The sequence below is a fragment of the Paenibacillus sp. FSL W8-1187 genome (genome assembly GCF_037965485.1).
In the GTDB taxonomy this organism is placed as follows: Bacteria; Bacillota; Bacilli; order Paenibacillales; family Paenibacillaceae; genus Paenibacillus_O; species Paenibacillus_O pasadenensis.
The window spans coordinates 5,073,885-5,093,044 of record NZ_CP150181.1 but is presented as its reverse complement, the minus strand read 5'-3'; the positions used below and the strand labels follow the sequence as shown (position 1 = coordinate 5,093,044).

20 protein-coding genes are annotated in these 19,160 nt (G+C 59.5%); 19 read left to right on the top strand and 1 reads right to left on the bottom strand.

What is annotated here, in order from left to right:
- Positions 1–6: 6 nt before the first annotated feature.
- The 18 genes from NYE40_RS22045 (at position 7) to NYE40_RS21960 (ending at position 15,168) form a co-directional block, all read left to right on the top strand.
- The gene (locus NYE40_RS22045; RefSeq protein WP_028598999.1) at positions 7–735 is read left to right on the top strand and encodes a response regulator transcription factor; all 729 of its coding nucleotides are present in this window, start codon (positions 7–9) and stop codon (positions 733–735) included.
- A 388-nt stretch (positions 736–1,123) separates the two neighbouring features.
- A complete protein-coding gene (locus NYE40_RS22040) occupies positions 1,124–1,675 on the top strand; it encodes a hypothetical protein (protein WP_153784447.1) in 552 nt (183 codons plus the stop codon).
- A gap of 1,029 nt (positions 1,676–2,704) precedes the next feature.
- Entirely contained in the window at positions 2,705–4,033 is a 1,329-nt protein-coding gene (locus NYE40_RS22035; protein ID WP_339278970.1) for a helicase-related protein, read from the top strand.
- 12 nt (positions 4,034–4,045) lie between these two features.
- Complete coding sequence (locus NYE40_RS22030) at positions 4,046–5,059, top strand: ComF family protein (RefSeq protein WP_339278969.1); 1,014 nt, start codon at positions 4,046–4,048, stop codon at positions 5,057–5,059.
- Between the two features lie 134 nt (positions 5,060–5,193).
- Positions 5,194–5,592, top strand: a complete 399-nt coding sequence (locus NYE40_RS22025; protein WP_028599001.1) for a flagellar protein — start codon at positions 5,194–5,196, stop codon at positions 5,590–5,592.
- A 147-nt stretch (positions 5,593–5,739) separates the two neighbouring features.
- The gene (gene flgM, locus NYE40_RS22020) at positions 5,740–6,003 is read left to right on the top strand and encodes a flagellar biosynthesis anti-sigma factor FlgM (protein WP_101807637.1); all 264 of its coding nucleotides are present in this window, start codon (positions 5,740–5,742) and stop codon (positions 6,001–6,003) included.
- Positions 6,004–6,026: 23 nt separating this feature from the next.
- Positions 6,027–6,524, top strand: coding sequence for a flagellar protein FlgN (locus NYE40_RS22015; RefSeq protein ID WP_101807638.1), 498 nt, complete (start codon positions 6,027–6,029; stop codon positions 6,522–6,524).
- Between the two features lie 15 nt (positions 6,525–6,539).
- On the top strand, positions 6,540–8,081 hold the full coding sequence (gene flgK, locus NYE40_RS22010; protein WP_101807639.1) for a flagellar hook-associated protein FlgK: 1,542 nt from the start codon (positions 6,540–6,542) through the stop codon (positions 8,079–8,081).
- Positions 8,082–8,103: 22 nt separating this feature from the next.
- Positions 8,104–9,021 carry a flagellar hook-associated protein FlgL gene (gene flgL / locus NYE40_RS22005; RefSeq protein ID WP_101807640.1) on the top strand — a complete coding sequence of 306 codons (918 nt, stop codon included), beginning with the start codon at positions 8,104–8,106 and terminating at the stop codon, positions 9,019–9,021.
- A 1-nt stretch (position 9,022) separates the two neighbouring features.
- Entirely contained in the window at positions 9,023–9,595 is a 573-nt protein-coding gene (locus NYE40_RS22000; RefSeq protein ID WP_339278968.1) for a DUF6470 family protein, read from the top strand.
- A 125-nt stretch (positions 9,596–9,720) separates the two neighbouring features.
- A complete protein-coding gene (locus tag NYE40_RS21995; RefSeq protein ID WP_339278967.1) occupies positions 9,721–10,170 on the top strand; it encodes a flagellar assembly protein FliW in 450 nt (149 codons plus the stop codon).
- The gene (gene csrA / locus NYE40_RS21990; RefSeq protein WP_153784438.1) at positions 10,170–10,415 is read left to right on the top strand and encodes a carbon storage regulator CsrA; all 246 of its coding nucleotides are present in this window, start codon (positions 10,170–10,172) and stop codon (positions 10,413–10,415) included. Before NYE40_RS21995 ends, csrA begins: the two co-directional genes overlap by 1 nt.
- A gap of 115 nt (positions 10,416–10,530) precedes the next feature.
- Positions 10,531–11,298 carry a flagellin gene (locus tag NYE40_RS21985; protein WP_339278966.1) on the top strand — a complete coding sequence of 256 codons (768 nt, stop codon included), beginning with the start codon at positions 10,531–10,533 and terminating at the stop codon, positions 11,296–11,298.
- Positions 11,299–11,375: 77 nt separating this feature from the next.
- Entirely contained in the window at positions 11,376–12,446 is a 1,071-nt protein-coding gene (locus NYE40_RS21980) for a glycosyltransferase family 2 protein (RefSeq protein ID WP_339278965.1), read from the top strand.
- A 79-nt stretch (positions 12,447–12,525) separates the two neighbouring features.
- Positions 12,526–12,903 (top strand): flagellar protein FlaG, encoded by a 378-nt coding sequence (locus tag NYE40_RS21975; protein WP_339278964.1) that lies wholly within the window; start codon positions 12,526–12,528, stop codon positions 12,901–12,903.
- Positions 12,904–12,918: 15 nt separating this feature from the next.
- Positions 12,919–14,439, top strand: coding sequence for a flagellar filament capping protein FliD (fliD, locus tag NYE40_RS21970; protein ID WP_339278963.1), 1,521 nt, complete (start codon positions 12,919–12,921; stop codon positions 14,437–14,439).
- Between the two features lie 13 nt (positions 14,440–14,452).
- The gene (gene fliS / locus NYE40_RS21965) at positions 14,453–14,836 is read left to right on the top strand and encodes a flagellar export chaperone FliS (protein ID WP_339278962.1); all 384 of its coding nucleotides are present in this window, start codon (positions 14,453–14,455) and stop codon (positions 14,834–14,836) included.
- Entirely contained in the window at positions 14,833–15,168 is a 336-nt protein-coding gene (locus tag NYE40_RS21960) for a hypothetical protein (RefSeq protein ID WP_339278961.1), read from the top strand. The genes fliS and NYE40_RS21960 overlap by 4 nt, the downstream gene beginning before the upstream one ends.
- Positions 15,169–15,234: 66 nt before the next feature.
- On the opposite strand, the gene NYE40_RS21955 is transcribed toward NYE40_RS21960, so the two are convergent.
- Positions 15,235–17,184, bottom strand: coding sequence for a glycosyltransferase (locus tag NYE40_RS21955; protein WP_339278960.1), 1,950 nt, complete (start codon positions 17,182–17,184; stop codon positions 15,235–15,237).
- Between the two features lie 143 nt (positions 17,185–17,327).
- Between NYE40_RS21955 and NYE40_RS21950 the strand changes: the two genes are divergently transcribed.
- Positions 17,328–19,121 carry a methyltransferase domain-containing protein gene (locus NYE40_RS21950; RefSeq protein ID WP_339278959.1) on the top strand — a complete coding sequence of 598 codons (1,794 nt, stop codon included), beginning with the start codon at positions 17,328–17,330 and terminating at the stop codon, positions 19,119–19,121.
- Positions 19,122–19,160 lie beyond the last annotated feature (39 nt).

The window sequence follows — 19,160 nt, the reverse complement described above, 5'->3', positions numbered from 1 at the left end:
ATGCATATGGACCTGAACGCAGCAGGAGGCAAGCGCAAGATCAAGCTGCTGATTGCCGACGATCATCAGCTTTTCCGGGAAGGCCTCAAGCGAATTCTCAACATGGAAGACGACCTGGAAGTGATCGGGGAATGCAGCGACGGAATTCAGGTTCTGGAGTTCTGCAATCAGCAACAGCCGGAAGTCGTGCTCATGGACATCAATATGCCGATCGAGAACGGCGTCGTCGCGACCGAGCGGCTGCGGGACCTGTTCCCGCACATCAAGGTCATCATCCTCTCGCTCCATGACGACGAGAGCTACGTCTTCGAGACGCTTCGCAAGGGAGCGACCGGCTATCTGCTCAAGGACATGGAGGCGGAGTCGCTCATCAACGCGATCCGCTCCGTCGTGCAGGGCCATGCCTATATCCATCCGAAGGTGACCGGCAAGCTGATCAACCAGCTGCGCCGAATGACCTACCTCGACGAGATGGGCGCCGGCACCGGGGCGGCGGCCGGACGCGAGACCGGCGTGAAGTTCGTCGCCGGCGAGAACAACCCGCTCACCCGCCGCGAGGCCGAGGTGCTTCGCCTGATGGCGGAGGGCAAGAGCAACAAGATGATCGGGGAGTTCCTGTTCATCAGCGAGAAGACCGTCAAGAACCACGTCTCCAGCATCCTGCAAAAGATGGAAGTCGACGACCGCACGCAAGCCGTCATCAACTCCATCAAGTACGGCTGGGTCACGCTCTAGCGCGAGACGAGCGAGAGGCGGCTCGTCCGAGGCGGGCGAGCGCAGGCCGGAGCCCGGCCCGGACGGATCCAAGCGGCTTCGGGCGCAAGCGCGAAAGCTACATAGCAAGGACGCTTCGGCGCGAAGCAGCTGAAGCGCAAGCGGTGAAAAAAGAAGAAGGGCTGCGGCCCTTCGCGTACGAGCCCCGGGAGCGATTCCGGAGGCTCGTTTTTTTTGGCATGCGCTCGGGAACGAAAGGACGGAGCTGCGCTCATGACGCCATGAAGCCTCCTCGCCGTAACGCCTAGGCTGCCTTCGGCATACGGTACCGTATCAGGCTCCGGAGCGCCGGCGCGAAAGGGCGGATCGGCCCGGCGCTCTCGCTTCGGCTGGCAGAGGAGGAGACGGGATGTACGAAATCTTGATCGGCGTCATCGCCTGTTACGGAGCGGCCGTGGCAACGGTCCACCTTTTCTGGAGAAGAGCATCCAGGCGGCCGCAGTCGGAGAGCCATTTCATCTTGTTGACCCGGGACGACGAGACGGTCATCGAGCACTGCCTGCGCTCGCTGCAGTCGCATGCGCGGAAATCCGGCATTCCGGTGAAGATCACCGTCTGGGACCAGGGCTCGCAGGACGGAACGGCCGAGATCGTGCGCCGCTGGAACGGCTCGATCCAGTGGGTCGGGCTGGAGCGCGCGGCGGACGGCGAGAGCGCGGTCCGGGAAGCGGAAGCATGGCGGGCCGACTCGCCGGATGCGGAGCAGCCGGGGGAAGCCGGGCTGTCCGTCGCGGAAAGCATGGACCCGCCGCCGGCAGGGCGAAAGGCCGATTCGGAGTCCCGCAAAGGCCGCGAGCAGATCCTTTGGTCGCTGCGCGCCTCGGGCATCGTCAGCGAACTTGATCAGCCGATCCTCATCGACATGAAAAGCGACGAGGACTGGAGCAAGCTTCCTTTTTGAAGTCGGCGGCAGCGGACCGTAGAGCGTCGGGTCTTGCGGGAGCGCGTTTCTCGGCGACAGGAGGGACGGCGGGAATTCGAGCGTGCAGACGCGACGGGAAGAAGGCGCAGATGCGGAGCGACGAAGCTTTGCTTGCAGCCGTGCGCCGAGACAGGTATACTGATGTCATATGAAAGGCGCGGGTGAAGCACACCCTCGGCGGGAAACCGTCTGAGGGTGTGCTTTTTTTTCGTTGTCCGGCCGGGCTGCCCGCAGCGGCGGGCAGGAGGAGGCGTTAAGTGAAAGCGACGCTGTATCTATATTTGGATGCCGACAAAGGCTGGCTGGCTTCCGCGACGCTGGACGCGGAAGTCGACCGGCTGTGGCGGCTCGACGCCGAATGGGCGGCGGAGGCCGCGAAGGAAGCGGGAGCATCGCCTCCTCGGCCGGCGGAGGCGATGCTCGTATGCGGCGCGCCCTTGCCGCTGGGGGCGGCCTATGAGGCTGCGGCGAGCTGGAACCGGCATGGGCCGGTGCCGGGAGGAGCCGCTCGTCGCGAGCGGCTCCTGCGCGCGAGCCGGTCTGCCGCGCCGGGAGGCGCGGCGCCGCTGCGCCTGCCGGAGGCGGCGGAGGCGCTGCGCCGCCTGGCGCGCGCGGCGCTGGCCCCGGACGGGCCGGAACGGCCGTCCGGGGAACCGCCCGTGACGGCGGCGATGCCCCGTCACGGGCGGCGGCGCAGCCGCGGCGCTGGCGCGGGCGGCGTGCGCAGCCGCCCGCGCGCTGCGCGGCCGCGCCCTGCTGCGCGGCGAGGCGCAGGCGCGGCTGGCCGCCGCAGGCGCCGGCAGCGACGCCGCGCTGCAGCTGGCGGCGCTGCTCGGCCGGCTGCGCCTCGGCGGCGGCGTCGCCGCGGGCCGCTGCCGGCGCTGCGGCAGCGGCGAGGCGCAGCTGCTGCGCACGGCCTGCGGCGCGTGCGGGAGCAGCCGCTGCGCGAGCTGCCAGGCCTGCCTGGCGCTGGGCCGCAGCCGCGAATGCGGGCTGCTCGTGCTCGGCATGCCGGCACAGGCCGGGCGGGGCGGAGCAGGGCTTGCCCCGCCCGAGCAGCTGCCCCCCGCGGCAGAACGGCTGCGCCGCTGGGGGCTCAGCCCCGCGCAGAGCGCCGCGGCAGCCTCGGCGCTCGCCTTTCTCGAGAGGCCGCTGCAGCCGCCTCCCGCTCGCGGCCTGCGGCCGCGGCTGGCCGCGCTCGTGCGCGCGGCTTTGCCGTCCGCCGGCTTGCTTCGCCTGCCGCCTCTTCATCGCGGCGCCGCTGCCGGCCGCTTATTCCGGCGGACGCGCCGTCACAAGCCGGCAGAGCCGCATCCGTCCTTCCTGCTCTGGGCGGTTACCGGCGCGGGCAAGACCGAGATGATCTTTCCGCTGCTCGAATCCGTGCTGAGCCGAGGCGGCCGAGCGCTCGTCGCGACGCCGCGCCGGGATGTCGTGCTCGAGCTCGAGCCGCGATTGCGCCGCGCCTTTCCCGACACGCCGCCCGTCACGCTGTACGGCGGCAGTCCGCAGCGCGAGGAGGACGGGCGGCTCACGCTTGCCACGACGCATCAGCTGCTGCGCTTTCGCGAGTCGTTCGACCTGATCGTGCTCGACGAGCTCGACGCGTTTCCGTTCGCGGGCGACGCGATGCTGCACGAGGCGGCAGCGCGCAGCGGCGCCGCAGGCTCGCGCACCGTGCTGCTGACGGCTACGCCGCCTCCGTCGCTGCAGCGGCTCGCGCGGCTCGGCCGGCTGCCGCATGCCAAGGTGCCGGTGCGCTACCACCGCCATCCGCTGCCCGTGCCGCGCCTGCTGCGGACGCCGTCCGCTCTCGGCATGGCGGCTGCCGGCCGCATGCCGTCCTCGCTGCGGCAGGCGATGGCCCGTTCTCTCGATCGCGGCGCGCAGCTGTTCGTCTTTGTCCCCGCCATCCGGTCGGCGGAGCCGGTCGCCCGGCTCATCCGCAAGCTCTTCTCCGATCGGGGCGAGGTGGCGGCGACGCATTCGCAGGACCCCGAGCGAGCGGACAAGGTCGTCCGCTTCCGGCAGAAGCAGCTTCGGGTGCTCGTCACCACGACAATCCTGGAGCGGGGAGTGACGATCCCGGTCAGCGACGTGTTCATTCTCGACGCCGACTCCCGCATCTTCGACGAAGCTTCGCTCGTCCAGTCGGCAGGCCGGGCGGGAAGATCCGCCGCCGATCCGCAGGGCTTCGTCTGGTTCGCGGCCGCCTCGCCCAGCGCCTCGCAAAAAAGGGCGATCCGCCAGATCCGGCTCATGAACCGGGCGGCGCGCAAAGCGGGCTATCTCCTGTCTGGATCGGCTTCATCCCGACGCTTCCATTCTACCTTTTAAGGAGTGATCCACATGACGATGCAACCTGCCGGCGGCGCGCTCCTTTCCGAGACGCGTCCTCCGAAGCGTTCCGGAGAGCCTGCTACCGATGATCGATTCCTGCGGCTTTCCGAGCGGGAAGAAGGAGAGGGCCCGGCGCGGCTCTATCCGCTGGCAAGCCCCACATGGCCGTCAAAGGCGCTTCGCGGGCTGCTGGGGCTGCTGGCACCTGCCCGCTCCGCTTGCGGGCTTTGCGGGAGAGGCTTCGCTCCCAGCCGGACGTCTCTTGCCGGCCTGCCGGAGGAGCTGCCCCGCTCCTGGAGCGACAGCGTCTGCGGCTCCTGCCGCAGCTCGATTCCTTGGATCCTGCGCATCCAATGCCAGGTATGCGGCCGTCCGGATTCTTGCGGCGACTGCTGCCGCCGAACCTCGGCGGGCTTCATCCGCAGCCGTAGCGCCGTCCGGTATACGCTGGAGATGCGCCAGCTGCTCGCCCGCTACAAGTACCGGGGCGAGGAGGCGCTTCAGCCTTGGCTGGCCGACATGCTGCTCCCGGCCTATGCCGCGCTGGCCGCGGAGCTGCGGCTCGCGGACCGGCTGACCGGCAGGCTGTCGGACCGGCTGGACCCCGACGCGCGAAAAGGAAAGGAGCCGTTCGATCTCGTCACATCCGTGCCGGTCAGCCGGCAGCGGCTCGCCGAGCGGGGCTTCAACCAGGCGGAGCGTCTGGCCGCCTCGCTCGCCGTCCGCGCCGGGCTGACGGCGAGGCCGCTGCTCGAGCGCAAGGAGGAGCGCGGCAAGATGAGCGCCAAGACGAGGAGGGAGCGGCTGATCGCGGCCGAGGGGCTGTTCGAGGCGGCGCCGGAAGCGGCCGGGATCCTTCGGCTGCTCGCCGCGCGGGACCCGGAACGCCGGAGGCCGCTGCGGCTGCTGGTCGTGGACGACATCTATACGACGGGAGGCACAATGGACCATTGCGCGCTTGCGCTGCAGCGCTGCTCGCCCGTGCCGATCGATCTGTACGGCCTGACCTGGGCGCGCGCGTGAGCGGCGCCTTTTTTTTTGTTTTCCCTTCTCTTCCCTGCGCTGGAAGAACATTCGCTCTCCTTTCATCTCCAAAACCGCCGCATCTCCGCCGATAATAGAAGGAGTAGAACGGGAAACGGAAAGGAACTGGTCCTATGAACCTGGACAATTGTCCGCGCTGCGGCAAGCTGTTCGCCAAAAACTTCCGCGAGGTATGTCCGGCATGCATTCGGGAGATCGACCGCGAATACGAGGCTTGCTGCGACTACCTGCGCAAAAATCGCGGCGCCGCGATTCATGAGCTGTCCGAGCAGACGGGCGTAGCGATCCGTCAGATTACGAAGTTCATCAAGGAAGGACGCATCTCCCTCATGGATGCGCCAAGCCTCAGCTATCCTTGCGAAGTGTGCGGCATCCTGATCCGGGAGGACCATATGTGCGACTCCTGCCGCCAGCGGCTGCGGGGCGAAGTGAAGCGGCTGAAGGATGCGGAGGAAGAAGAGGAGCGCCGTCAGGCAGTTCAAAAAGCCTATCGAATTAAAGATAAGACTTGAGTATGAGACAAAATTCTTGTTTAATCGATAAATATAGGACTTGACAAATAGTCCGGCTGCTCTATAAACAAAGGTTTCCGAAGGGCCGATAATAGGGTCAGAGCAGCTTAGGCCGCAGCCAGGCCAACCCAATCGAGGTGAAACGACTTGAAGATAAACGATACCGGCAGGGTTCAGCCTGTCCACACATACCAGAAGCAGAGCGAAGCGCGGGTTTCGGAGAGCGCCCGTACCCGAAAAACCGACCAGGTGCAGATCTCCGAGGAGGCCAAAGCCATGTTAGCCAGCCGCCAGCCCGAAAGCGCCGAGCGCAAGCAGCGCATCCAAGAGCTGAAGAACGAAGTGGCCGCGGGCACGTACCGTGTCGATGCCGGCAAGATCGCCGACAAGCTGTGGGATTACCTGAACTAATCTACGGAGAACGGATGGGATGAATGACCATACAGGATCTGATCGAGACGCTCGCGCAGCAGAGCGGCCTGTACCGCGAGCTGCTGGAGCTGGCCATCGCCAAGACGCCGGTGCTGGTAAAAGGGGACGTCGACGCCCTCAGCGCCCTCCTGATGAAGGAGCGCAAGCTGGCAAGACGCGCCGAGGAGCTCGAAGTGCGCCGGCAGATGCTGGTCAACATCCATTTCTCCAAGCTCCAGCTGCGCCTTCGCAGCGGCAAGCTCAGCGACCTCATCCGCACGGTCAACTCGCCGGAGGAGAAGCAGCGGCTGTCCGAGCTTCAGCAGGAGCTGACTCAGCTTCTCGAGGACGTCCGGCAGCGCAACGAGCACAACCTTGCCCTCACGAAGCAGTCGCTGGAGTTCATTGATTTCTCGCTGGAGCTAACGGCGGATGCTCCCTATGACGATTACACCTATGTGCACCCGCAGCTGCATCCGGCCGGAGCCGTCAAGGCGGGCATGTTCGACAGAAAAGGCTAGAGGAGGACCGCCCCCATGGCATCCACGTTTCACGGCATCGAAACCGCCAAGCGGAGTCTGTTTACCCAGCAGACGGCATTGAACACCGTCGGCCATAATATTTCCAACGCGAATACCGCCGGCTACACCCGGCAGCGCGTCAGCATGAGCGCCGCGACGCCGATGGAGCCGTACGGCTTCTCCCACTCGACGGCAGCAGGCCAGCTCGGCTCAGGCGTGGAGGCGTCCTCCATCAACCGCATCCGTACCGCGTTCCTCGACGACCAGTACCGGAGCGAGAGCAAGTACCAGGGCAGCTGGCAGATCCAAGCCGAGACGCTCGACAAGCTCGAGAAGGTCATCAACGAGCCTTCCGATACGGGCATCCGCACCCTGATGGAGAAATTCTGGTCGTCCTGGTCCGATCTGAGCAAGGATCCGGAGAACATCACCAATCGCCAGATCGTCCGGCAGACGGCGGTCGCCCTGACGGACTCCTTCAACCAGCTTAGCCGCCAGCTGACCGATCTCGATGCCGACCTGACCGGCAGCGCCGACACCAAGGCGACGCAGGCCAGCTCGCTGCTCAGCTCGATCGCCGATCTCAACGGCCAGATCAAGCGCATGGAAGGGCTGGGCGACAACGCCAACGACTTGCGCGACCGTCGCGACCTGCTGACGGACGAGCTGTCCAAGCTCGTCAACGTTACCGTGACGGAGACGGACGACGGCTACGTCATCAACATGGGCAACATGAGCCTCGTCGACGGGACGGCTGCCGAGACGCTGACCGGGGCGGCGCTCGAGGCCGCCTATCAAGGAGGCGATCTGAGCGGGGGAGAGATCCACGGCACCTTCAAGTCGCGCGACACGAACGTCCGCGGACTGCTCTCCAAGCTCGATCAGCTGGCCAATACGCTGGCGAACGGCGAATTCCAGGTGACGGTGCCGAAAGGCTCCGTGCTGCCGGGCACGACGGTGCCGCTGGCCGCGGATACGGTCATGACCGTGCAAGGCATCAACGGCCTTCATAAGCTCGGCTATACGCTGCAGCAGCCGGCGACAGCCGGTCTCGACTTCTTCACCTTCGACGCCGCAGGCGGCGCTGCGGGCATTACGGCCGGCAGCATCCGGCTCAACCCGGCGATCAGCGCCGATTCCAACCTGATCGCCAGCTCCATGCGCACGACGACCGACGCCGCCGGCGTCTCGACCGTCGTCAAGGGCAACAATACGCTCGCGCTGCTCCTGGGCGAAGCCAAGGACAAAGCGTTCACGATGGATCTGACCTCCACCGGAGGGGCCGTATCCTCGGCTACGATCGGCAGCTATTACAACGCGATCGTCGGTCAGGTCGGCGTCCAGTCCCAGGAGGCCAAGCGCCAGTACGCCAATGCCACCGCGATGGTGGACCAGGCAAACAGCAGCCGCCAGTCCGTCAGCGGCGTCTCCACGGACGAGGAGATGTCCGACATGATCAAATTCCAAAATGCCTACAACGCCGCGGCCCGGTTCATGACGACGATGGACGAGCTGCTGGAGAAGCTGATCAACGGAACCGGCCAAGTCGGCCGCTAACCGCGCAAGGGAGATGAACTAGATGGCTCTTCGCGTCACCCAGGGCATGATGCACGCCCAGCTGATGAGCAACCTCAATACGAACCTGAACCGGATGTCGACCCAGCAGGACCAGATCGCGACCGGACGCAAGATCAACAAGGCGTCCGACGATCCGGTCGGCATCACCTACGGCCTCCGCTACCGTTCGGATCTATCCGCCAATACGCAGTACCAGAGCAACGTCGCCTCGGCGCAGTCGTGGCTTGATTTCAACGACAGCCAGCTGAATCAGGCGGGAGAGATCCTGCAGCGGCTCACGACGCTTGCCACCCAGGGCTCGACAGGCACGAATACCCAGAGCTCCCTTGATGCCATCAACAAAGAGATCGGCGAGCTGAAAAACCAGATGCTCGACATCGCCAACAGCAGCTTCAACGGCAAGTATGTCTTTGCCGGGCAGATGTTCGACCGGAAGCCGTTCGACACCGGAGCCGCCGGCTTCGACGCCAAGGCGGTCGCCGCGGATGCCTCCGACGTCACTTACGCCATCAGCGAATCGATTACGATGAACGTCAATCTCCATGCATCCTCCATATTCGGCGAGGCGGATGCCGCAGGAACGACGGACAACGTCTTCTCCATCTTCGATCGGCTGTCCACGGCGCTGTCCACGGCCAACTACTCCGGCGTCGGAGCGGAGCTGGAGAGCATCAAGAGCCGGCTAAACAAGGTCATTTCCGCCCGCGCGGAGAACGGAGCGCGTACGAACCGCACCGAGCTGATGGGCAACCGTCTGACCGACCTGAACGTGAGCCTGACGGCGCTGCAGTCCAAGACGGAGGATGCCGATGTCGAGAAGCTGTTCCTGGACTCCACCGTCAGCCAAAACATCTACCAGGCTTCGCTGTCGGTCGGCGCCAAGATCATCCAGCCTTCGCTCGTCAATTTTCTGAACTAGCATGAGGCTGCCGCAGCTCCAGATCGAGTCGCAGCCGATCCGCCTGGACATCCAGTCCCGCAAAGCCCAGGTCGACATCCGGCAGCCGCGCGCGGAGGTGAGCGTGCAGACGACGCGCCCGTCGCTCGACGTCCAGCCTAATCGGCCGGTGCTGCAGATCGACCAGACGGCCACATGGAACGCCATCAACGGCGGCAAGCCGGAGGCGTTCACGCAGCGGATCTATTCGGATACGCCAGCCGTCATGCAGCAGCATGCCGCCCGTACGATTCAAAAGTGGCGGCAGATCGCCGATCTGCAGGTCAAGAGCGACCCGCTTCCCGACGTCGCGCTTTCCGAAGCGTTCCGCGAGCGGGCTCCACGCCAGGTATTCGGACCGGCGTCGCTGTTCAACACCCGGATCAGCGTCGAGGTCCGCAAGCCGGATATCAGCCTGACTCCGGGCGATGTCGACATCCAGGTGCAGACGCATCGGCCGCAGGTCGATTATGCGCGAGGCTCGGTGCAGTATACCGTCACGCAGTACCCCAAGGTCATCGTCACGCCTCCGCCGCTGGTTGAATTGCAGGCATGATCGCCTGCCCGCGTGAAGCCGACGTTGCACCCTCTAGGAAAAGAGCGATAAAATCGGATCAACGATTTTGTTGCTCTTTCTTTTTTGTCCCGCCCTTGATGAATTCAATAGGAGAGTGGAATCTTATGATCATTGAAACGGCCCGCTTCGGTCCGCTTGACGTTCGCGACAAGGAAATCTACACGTTTCCGTCGGGAATCCCCGGCTTTCCGGAATGCAAGCGGTACGCGCTCATTCCGGTCGAGGAAAGCCCGCTGTTCCACCTTCAATCGCTGGAGGAGGGAGGACTCGCTTTTGTCGCGGCCGATCCGTTCTCCTTTTATCCGGACTATGAGTTCAAGCTGCCCGAGCAGGCGGAAAAGGAGCTGGACCTGCGGCAGATCGAGGACGTGCGGGTGCTGAACATCGTCAGCATCCACGGCGATCTCGCCGATGCGACGCTCAACCTGGTCGCTCCGGTCGTCTTCAACGTGCGCACGGCGGAAGCGGCGCAGGTCATATTGGAGGGCACGTCGTACACGACCCGCCATGCCTTGCTGCAGCCTTCCCTTTCCGCCGGAAAGGAGGAGTCCTGATGCTTGTGCTCGGACGACGCAAGGGCGAATCGATCCTCATCGGACCGGATATCGAGCTGACCGTGCTGGAGGTCGGCAGCGACGGCATCAAGCTCGGCATCTCGGCTCCTCGAGACGTCACGATCCTGCGCAAGGAGCTGTACCAGGAGATCGCGGATACGAACCGCGGCGCGGTCCAGCAGGCGGTCTCCATCGCCGATCTGAAAAATCAATTCCAATCGCTAAATTTACCGAAATCGCTATAAACTAAAGCGGAAAACCTCCCGATATATAAGTTAGATCAGCTAAGGGCGGCCGACCTGCAGCTGATTTACCACATGGAAGTGGGACTAACACTCAATTTCAGGGAGGAACTCGATCATGATTATCAACCACAACATTTCCGCGGTGAACACGCACCGCAACATGGGTCTGAACCAAGCAGCTTCCAGCAAAAACATGGAGAAGCTGTCCTCCGGCCTGCGCATCAACCGCGCGGCTGACGACGCTGCCGGCCTGTCCATCTCCGAGAACATGCGCGGCCAGATCCGCGGCCTGGAGCAAGCTCAGCGCAACACGCAAGACGGCATCTCCTTCGTACAGACGGCTGAGGGCGCGCTGAACGAAGTATCCGCCATGCTGACGCGCATGAAAGAACTGAAGATCCAAAAGGACAACGGCACGTACCAAACGTCCGATACGAACAACATCGGCGAGGAAATGACGGCTCTGTCCTCCCAAATCAGCAACATCCTCACGAAAACGACGTTCAACGGCAAGAGCATCACGGACGGCGCAGGCATCGTGACGGACGACAAAGGAACGCTCATCACGATCGCTTCGATCGATACGGGCTCCTTCAACGCCCTGACCGCCGCTTCCACGCTGGACAACATCAATGACGCAATCTCCGCTGTCGCTACGCAACGCGGCAAGCTGGGCGCGGTTCAAAACCGTCTGGAGTACACCTCCAACAACCTGGGCACGACGACCGAAAACCTGACGGCTTCCGAGTCCCGTATCCGCGATACCGACATGGCGAAAGAGATGGTTCAACTTACGAAGAACAACATCCTTCTCCAGGCTTCGCAGTCGATGCTGGCTCAAGCGAACTCGGCTCCGCAAGGCGTTCTTTCCCTGCTTCGCTAAGTTCAAGCTTTTCGTCCAAGAGACCTTAGACTTGCTCTAAGGTCTCTTTTCGTTAATAGAAGAGAGGGGGAGGATGCGTGAGCCGATTATCACTGGTCATGATCGTGCGCGATGAAGAAAAACGGCTGGGCCGATGCCTGTCTAGCGTGCAGGAACTGGTCGATGAAATCGTTGTCGTCGATACAGGATCCCGGGATCAGACGGTATCCATCGCGCGCGCCTACGGAGCGTCGGTCTACCATTTCGAGTGGACGGATGATTTTTCGGAAGCCCGGAATTTTGCGTTGTCCAAATCGACGAGTGACTGGAATCTCGTACTGGATGCGGACAATTACGTCACGCATGCGGAAACGAGCGCCTTGAAAGCCTTTTTAGAACAGGACAGCAAGCGATGGATCGGACGGATCAAGATTATTGACGAAGCCTATTCGCAAGGCGAGTACAAGGAGACGGTCGGCTGGTATTCCAGGCTTTTTCCAAGCGAGCTTCGATATGCAGGACGCATCCATGAGGAAATCGTCAGCGACTACCCTCGTCAGCGGCTTCCCATCATCGTCCGGCATGATGGATATGTGGCTCGGGACAAGTCCAGCCGCAACATTCCTCTTCTCCTTTCCGCGTTGAAAGATTCTCCTTCTCCTTATTATCACTTTCAGCTCGGCAAGGAGTATTACGGAATCAAGGATTATGTCCGATCCTGTGAACAGTTCCACCTCTCTTATTCCCAACTGACCGGGAGAGAAAGCTTCGCTCCACAAGTCGTCGTCAACTATCTCTATGCCCTTTTAGGCCTTGGGAACCTGTCCCTCGGAATGAAGATAATCTTGGAGTCTCATGAATATGCAAAAGGGTATTCCGATTATTATTTTGTGTGTGGATTGTTTTATCTGGACTATATCATGGAAGCGCCGCAAGAGCGTCTTCATCTCCTTCCCCGGATCGAGGAATGCTATCTCTTGGCGCTTGAAGCTGGAGAAGGAGATCATCGGGAACATGTAAAAGGGACGGGATCCGATGCGGCTTTATTTAATCTAGGCGTGTTCTACGAGACGACAGGAAGGATCAAGGAAGCGAAGGAAGCCTACTTTCAGGCAGGAGAGCTTGGTAACAGCAAGGCCAAGGAAAGACTGAACCTGCTCACGAAATGAAGTCATAAGGAATGGACTCAACTCAAGGTCCAGAGCGACCGATAATAGAATAAACGAGCCAACAAAAGGAGCAGAAGCGATGTCCATGAACGTATCCTCCTATTCGTCCATGAACAGCACGATAGCAGCAGCAAGCCAATCGCCGGCCAGGGATGGACTAGACAAATCGCTGGTCATCAATACGACCGATGCGCTTCGGCTCGCCGAGCTGCGCGGAGCCAAGCCGACCGTTTCCGATGAGCAAAAGATAAAAGCTGTCGATCGGGCGATCAAGGCTATGGAAGGCCCTCATACGAAAGTGGAATTTTCGGTGCACAAGGAAACGAATGCCATCATGATCAAGGTTTTAAATAAGGATACCAACGAATTGATTCGAGAGGTCCCTCCAGAAAAGACTCTTGATGTCGCAGCCAAGCTCATGGAAATTGCCGGGCTGCTCGTGGATACCCGGATTTAGAAAGGAGCAAGGGGCATGGCAGGTGTACGCATTTCGGGATTCACATCTGGACTTGACATCGATGCGATCGTCAAGCAGCTGATGAAGGCCGAACGCACGAAGCTCGACAAGCTCAAGCAGAGCCAGACAAGCATTACCTGGCAACAGGAGCAGTACCGCGAAATCAGCACTTCTCTGGTAGATTTCCGGAACAACAAGCTGTCCAAGTACAACACGCTCAATGCCATGAGCGCGAAGACGTCGGAAATTTCGGGAAATACGTCGGCCGTATCGATCACATCTACAAACAGCGGCGCTTCGGGATCGCTGAGCGTCTCTGTCGGCAACCTCGCTACGTCAGCGAGCTACTTGGCCAAGACGGGAGCTTCATCCGTCAACGCAGCGACGACTATGGGCGAGCTTCACCAGAGCGGAGTGACGAAGAGCACGAGCATTAAGGTGACCAACGGAACGGCGGAATCGACATTTACATTTGCGGATACCGATCTGGTCAGCGATGTCCTGACCAAAATCAACTCGGACAAAAGCCTGAACGTCACGGCGATGATCGGCTCAAATGGCCAGATCTCCTTTCGCAGCAACTCGACTGGAGCTGGCAGCATCATAGTCGAGTCCCCATCCATCATTGTGAACGACAGCTCAAGCCAGCCTGTATCTGTCGCAGGCAAGGACGCGACATACGTTGTCAACGGAATTACGCAGACTTCTTCGACCAACTCCGTCAGCGTCAACGGATACAATTTGCTTCTTAAGGCTGAATCCGGCTCCAACGGGGACAGCATCGTGACCTCGCGCGTAAATACGGATGCCATCGTCTCGACGTTGAAATCGTTCATTGCGGACTACAACGACATCCTCGACAAGGTGAACAGCAAATTGAACGAACAGCGTTATCGAACTTTCGCGCCTCTGACGGAAGAGCAGAAAGCGGATATGAAGGAAAATGAGATCACGCTGTGGGAAAGCAAGGCGAAAAGCGGCCTGCTCAAAGGAGACTCGGCTTTGAGCGCGTTAATATCGGGAATGAGGACCTCGCTCAGTTCCTCGGTGAATACAGGTACCGGCTCTTCCATTTCAACCGTCCAGTCAATCGGCATCGTCACCGGGCAATGGACGGACTATGGCAAGCTCTATATCGAGGACGAGCAGAAGCTGCGCTCCATGATCGAAAGCAATCCGGACGAAGTCATCGCTCTCTTCATGGCCAAACCGGAAAGCTCGACCGTTGCTCCAGGAACTTCAATCGCGACAAACAAGGATTATGGAGTGTTTCAACGACTGAGCACGACGTTGATGGATGCCTTGACGGCTCTGTCGGAAAAAGCCGGAACTTCGGCCTACAGCTCCGATAAAAATTCAACGTTCAAAAGCAACTCTGTGCTCGGGGAGCAGCTGAGGGCGCTGGATACGAAAATCTCGGATATGAACAGCTTTCTCATCCGCAAGGAAAATCAATACTATAAGCAGTTTACGGCTATGGAAACGGCAATCAACCGGTATAGCTCACAGTCGTCGTCCTTCTCTAGTTTTGTATAAGGAGTGATCTGGCGTGCTTTATTCTCCCTACCAGACCTATCAGCAACGATCAGCCGAGACGGCGACACCGATTCAACTTGTTCTTATGCTTTATGACGGAGCCATCCGATTTGCCAAGCAAGGCATGGATGCAGCGGTCAAAAAGAACTACGAGCTGGCCAATTCTTCCTATTGCAAAGCGGAGGCCGTCGTAAATGAACTGATTGCTTCGTTGGATTTTTCCTACCCCATATCCAAAGAGCTCGTACGGATTTATGAATATGTCCTGCATCAGCTTATTCAAGCCAATATCTACAAAAAGGCCGAGCCTGCAGAAGAAGCCATCGCTCATCTCGCAGAGCTAAGGGATGCCTGGAAGCAAATCGCCGGCTCGTCTTCCCTGCAGAAGCAAGCATGAGCCATACTCCGCTTGCTGCAGAGCTGAACGAGCTGCGCCAAAAGACCTCCGACCTGATGGCGCGTCTTGACAGCGCCGAATATGAGGAGTTTGTCCTTTTGGTCGAGCAGCGGGAGCAGGTGCTGCAGAAGCTGCAAGGCAGCGCCCTTTCCGAGGAGGATCGAGATTGCATCCGCAGCTTGCAGCAGTACGATTCAAGGCTGCTGCAGCAGATGGGCTTGCTCAAAACGGAGGCTGCTGAAACCCTTTTCCGAATCCGGCAATCCAAGAACGGTCGAAATGCCTATGAAGGATATGGTTCCCAAAGCTATTTCATTGATAAGAAAAACTGAACGTCCATCTAAAAAGAGCAAAGGTTCCTCCAGGAGGAGGAACCTTTGCTCTTTTTTCTCCCTCTCTCAAGAAAGGAGGGAATGGAAGATCGGCATTTTGCGAGCCGAGGGCATCTGCTTCAACAGCTTTTGCTGCACGGAGCGGCGCTTTTGCGGATCATCGGCCGCTTTCAGATACTGCACGTACAGATAGATCTGCTCCGGCTTCTCCTCCATTGCCGCTTCGAGAAACGCAAGGCCTTCGTCGATAAAGCCGTGCTGCAGGTGATAGAGAGCGAGATGCTCCAAATTTTTGCCTGTAAGAGGAACGTGCTGCTCCAGCAGCAAGGAGTAATAGTTCAAGGCAATGTCAGTCTGATTTTGCATGTACATGAAGTCGGCCAGCTCGCGAATGATGAAATCATGGGCGTAGTGCTGAATCAAGGCGTCGTAATGTCCAAAGCGCTTGTATTCATAACAGAGCCTCAAAGCCTGCATGGCGGGCTCGCATGTTTCGGCGGTCAGCTCTTCGGCGGCAAGCTCGCGCTTGAGGAGGGAGGCGATAAAGCCGAGCCTTTCCATGGCCTCCTCGTTCGCAGCGGAGTCTTTGACCCTCCACGGCTGATCAATATCCCATGCGCAGGAAGCCAGCAAGTGAAGCGAAGCCAGATGCTCATTCGGCAGCAAGCCGTCCATATCGCGGAATGCCGCGCGATAGCCAGCTTCGTCTTCGATCAGGAATGAGTATTCCAGGCGATCATCGGGCGTCAGCAGCGACGGATCCCGCAGCCGCTCATGGAGATGCCGGCAAAGGCCAGGCTCCTTATTGGAAAGGGAGGCGCGGAAAAGAATGTATTGATGCCTGCTGTTGTCCGCTTCATAAAGCTTGTCCAGCAGCGAAGCGATCTCCTCCGGACGCTCTTCGCGAGCCAGGATGACGAGAAGGGCGCGGAGAGCCTTGAAGTCATGAAGATCCTGGATGAGGAGCTGAGTCAAATAATGAATGGCTTCAGGCCAGCTTTTCTTCCATTCGTAAATGGAGCTCAGCTTTCGCATCGGGATCGTAGAGGCGTATTCCGCGCTTTCCAGCCAGAACAGATGCGACTTCTCCGATTGGGCGGAAGCGGTCTCGATCGCTTGCTTGTACGAAGCCTCCGCCTCGTCGATAAAGCCTAGGTGATGGAAGATCGCGGCCTTGAAAAACATGTATTCCGGATATTCGCTCCACAAGGACAGCCGCTCTTCGAGCAAAGTCCAGGCATCGGCGAATCGCTCGAGCAGCAGATAGGAGTGGATCAGGGAAATGACGCAATGAGGGTACCAGGAAGCATGGACGGCTTTTTTTTGCTTTTTCAACGAGCGCTCATAGTAATAGACGGCCTTCGAAAAATCCCTCGACACGGCCGCTTCGTTGCCCAAAGTGTAATAATCATAGGCGGAAAAGCCGCTTTGCTGCTTCAACTGCTTGAACAGCTCGGCGTTGCGCTGCAGCTTCTCCTTTTGGTCGACAACTTCTTGCAGATAGCCTGTATGGAAAATCGGAACCGGCGCGAGAGCCGACAGAAGCTCTCCTTGAGGAGAACGCAGCTGCTCGTGGATCGGACGCTCATACTCGATGCCGAAGCCGTTGGGAAACAGCCGGGGAATCTCGCCGCTCGTGAGGATGCCTTCTTCCTTGGAGGCGCCGACAAAGTTGATGACATTGATGGCGTAGATCAAAAGCGGCGACGGCTCCGCCGTTTCTAAAAAAGAACGCAGCCTGGCTGCATCGCCAGGCGCGAAATATTCATCGGCATCCAAAACGAGAATCCAGCGGCCGCGCGCACGACGGGCGGCCTCATTGCGGGCTTTGGAAAAGTCGTTGACCCAGACGAAATCATGGACATGAGGCGTATAGGAGAGAGCGATCTCTTTCGTGCGATCGGTCGATCCGGTGTCGATAATGATGATTTCGTCGACAGAATCTTTCAAGCTTTCCAGACAGCGGTCGAGAACCGACTCTTCATTCTTGACAATCATGCACAAGGATATAAGCATAACAAGTCTCCTAAAAGCGTGGTGGTTTCTCCTTTTATCGGATTTCGATTGCCTTTCCGATAGACTCGGCAAAAAAGAGATTATCTTTTGCTCCAAGCAAGCCGATATAAAATTATCATAACAGCCAGTATGGGGGACGAATCATGAGCCGAAAAACGAGCATTGTCGTTTTGACCTATAACGAGCTTTCTTTTACGGAGCAATGCCTGGAGAGCATTCGAGCTCATACGGATCCAGACCATTACGAATTGATCGTCGTCGACAATGCTTCCACGGATGGGACGAGGGAATGGCTGACGGCCCAATCCGGCATCAAGCTGCTTCTCAACGACGACAACAAAGGCTTTCCAGCCGGATGCAACCAGGGAGTCGCCCTCGCGGAGCCGGGGAACGACATTCTGCTATTGAACAATGACACCATCGTGACGGAAAATTGGCTTCTCGGTCTTCAGGCCGCTCTGCATAGCAGCGATACCGTCGGCGCTGTCGGCCCCATAACGAACTATGCGATGTACAACCAGAGCATTCCGGTTTCCTACTCCAGCCTGCAGGAGATGCATGCTTTTGCCCGGACGGTGTCCGAGACGGCATTGGACCAGCCGTACGAAAGACGGCTCAAGCTGATCGGCTTCTGCTATTTGATCAAACGAGAGGCGCTGAACCAGGTCGGACTGCTGGACGAACGCTTCACCCCCGGAAATTACGAAGATGACGACTACTCCTTCCGCCTTTTGGAAAACGGGTATGAACTGCTTCTCTGCCACAACGTATTCATCCATCATTACGGCGGCACGAGCTTCGGCAAGCAGCCGGAGCAGTTCAGCCACTATCTTACGCGCAACAACAAGCTTTTTGAGGAGAAGTGGGGCTTCAACTCCATCTATTCCTCCTATATGAGGAATGAGATCATCAGCCTCATGCAAAGCTCCCGCAAGTCGCCGATCCGGGTGTTGGAGGTAGGCTGCGCTTGCGGCGGCACGCTGCTCAAAATCAAGCATCTATATCCGGAAGCGGAGCTGTACGGCATCGAGCTCAATGAAGCCTCGGCACGCATCGCGGCTACCTTCGCGAACGTCAGAGCGGAGAACATCGAGCATGAGCTCTCCTTCCCGGAGGAGTTCTTTGACTACATCGTCTTTGCGGACGTGCTCGAGCATCTTTACGATCCTTGGAAAGTGCTGCAGAACATGATCGGACATCTGAAGCCGAGAGGGGCCATGCTGGTCAGCTTGCCGAACGTCATGCACCATTCCGTGCTGAAGGATCTCCTGAACGGAAATTGGACCTATGCCGATGCCGGATTGTTGGACCGCACGCATGTCCGCTTCTTCACGAAGACAGAAATGATCCGCATGTTCCGCGATGTCGGATTCAATCAAATTTTGGTTGGCCAGAACCGGCAGCTGCTGGATGAGGAGCAGGCTGCGTTCATCCAAAGCCTGAAGCCCCTTTCGACTGCCGCCGATTTTGAAGAGCAGGCGCAGACCTATCAATATTTCTTCCGGCTCAAGCCGCTGACCGCTTCGGCCGAGCTCGAGCACTTGATCGGAGAGCTGGATTCGCCTCAGCCATCCTTGACGCTCATTGAAGAGCTGGCGGCGGAGATGGAGCGCGATGTCGCTTTAGCGGAGCAAGCCAAACGGCTGATCCGCTCGGGAGCGTCAAATTCGGTCCATATTTTGAACGCGCTAGCGATCACATTTTATGACCGCGGGAGCCTGGATTTCATCGTTCCTCTGCTTCATGAGGCTCTGATCCTGGAACCGGACAACAGCTCGACGCTTTTCAACATGGGGGCGATCCTGTACCAGGCAAGCGAATATGAGCTCGCTCTCTCGTACTTGGAGCGGATCGAGTCATCTGATGAAGGCTTCCTGGCCTTGCTGCATGACGCCAGGGCCAGGCTCGCCGAGCAGGGAGAGAAGCAGGAAGTCTAATGACGGACGGTCAGGAGAGGCCAGCGGCCTCCCTGGCCG

Coding starts and splice junctions, on each gene's coding strand:
- NYE40_RS22025 (WP_028599001.1), top strand. CDS start 5,194: ATGAACCTGGACAATTGTCCGCGCTGCGGCAAGCTGTTCGCCAAAAAC.
- NYE40_RS21960 (WP_339278961.1), top strand. CDS start 14,833: ATGAGCCATACTCCGCTTGCTGCAGAGCTGAACGAGCTGCGCCAAAAG.
- NYE40_RS22040 (WP_153784447.1), top strand. CDS start 1,124: ATGTACGAAATCTTGATCGGCGTCATCGCCTGTTACGGAGCGGCCGTG.
- NYE40_RS21950 (WP_339278959.1), top strand. CDS start 17,328: ATGAGCCGAAAAACGAGCATTGTCGTTTTGACCTATAACGAGCTTTCT.
- NYE40_RS21985 (WP_339278966.1), top strand. CDS start 10,531: ATGATTATCAACCACAACATTTCCGCGGTGAACACGCACCGCAACATG.
- NYE40_RS22015 (WP_101807638.1), top strand. CDS start 6,027: ATGACCATACAGGATCTGATCGAGACGCTCGCGCAGCAGAGCGGCCTG.
- flgK (WP_101807639.1), top strand. CDS start 6,540: ATGGCATCCACGTTTCACGGCATCGAAACCGCCAAGCGGAGTCTGTTT.
- NYE40_RS22030 (WP_339278969.1), top strand. CDS start 4,046: ATGACGATGCAACCTGCCGGCGGCGCGCTCCTTTCCGAGACGCGTCCT.
- NYE40_RS22000 (WP_339278968.1), top strand. CDS start 9,023: ATGAGGCTGCCGCAGCTCCAGATCGAGTCGCAGCCGATCCGCCTGGAC.
- NYE40_RS21955 (WP_339278960.1), bottom strand. CDS start 17,184: ATGCTTATATCCTTGTGCATGATTGTCAAGAATGAAGAGTCGGTTCTC.
- NYE40_RS21995 (WP_339278967.1), top strand. CDS start 9,721: ATGATCATTGAAACGGCCCGCTTCGGTCCGCTTGACGTTCGCGACAAG.
- NYE40_RS22045 (WP_028598999.1), top strand. CDS start 7: ATGGACCTGAACGCAGCAGGAGGCAAGCGCAAGATCAAGCTGCTGATT.
- flgL (WP_101807640.1), top strand. CDS start 8,104: ATGGCTCTTCGCGTCACCCAGGGCATGATGCACGCCCAGCTGATGAGC.
- NYE40_RS22035 (WP_339278970.1), top strand. CDS start 2,705: ATGCCGGCACAGGCCGGGCGGGGCGGAGCAGGGCTTGCCCCGCCCGAG.
- csrA (WP_153784438.1), top strand. CDS start 10,170: ATGCTTGTGCTCGGACGACGCAAGGGCGAATCGATCCTCATCGGACCG.
- NYE40_RS21975 (WP_339278964.1), top strand. CDS start 12,526: ATGTCCATGAACGTATCCTCCTATTCGTCCATGAACAGCACGATAGCA.
- fliD (WP_339278963.1), top strand. CDS start 12,919: ATGGCAGGTGTACGCATTTCGGGATTCACATCTGGACTTGACATCGAT.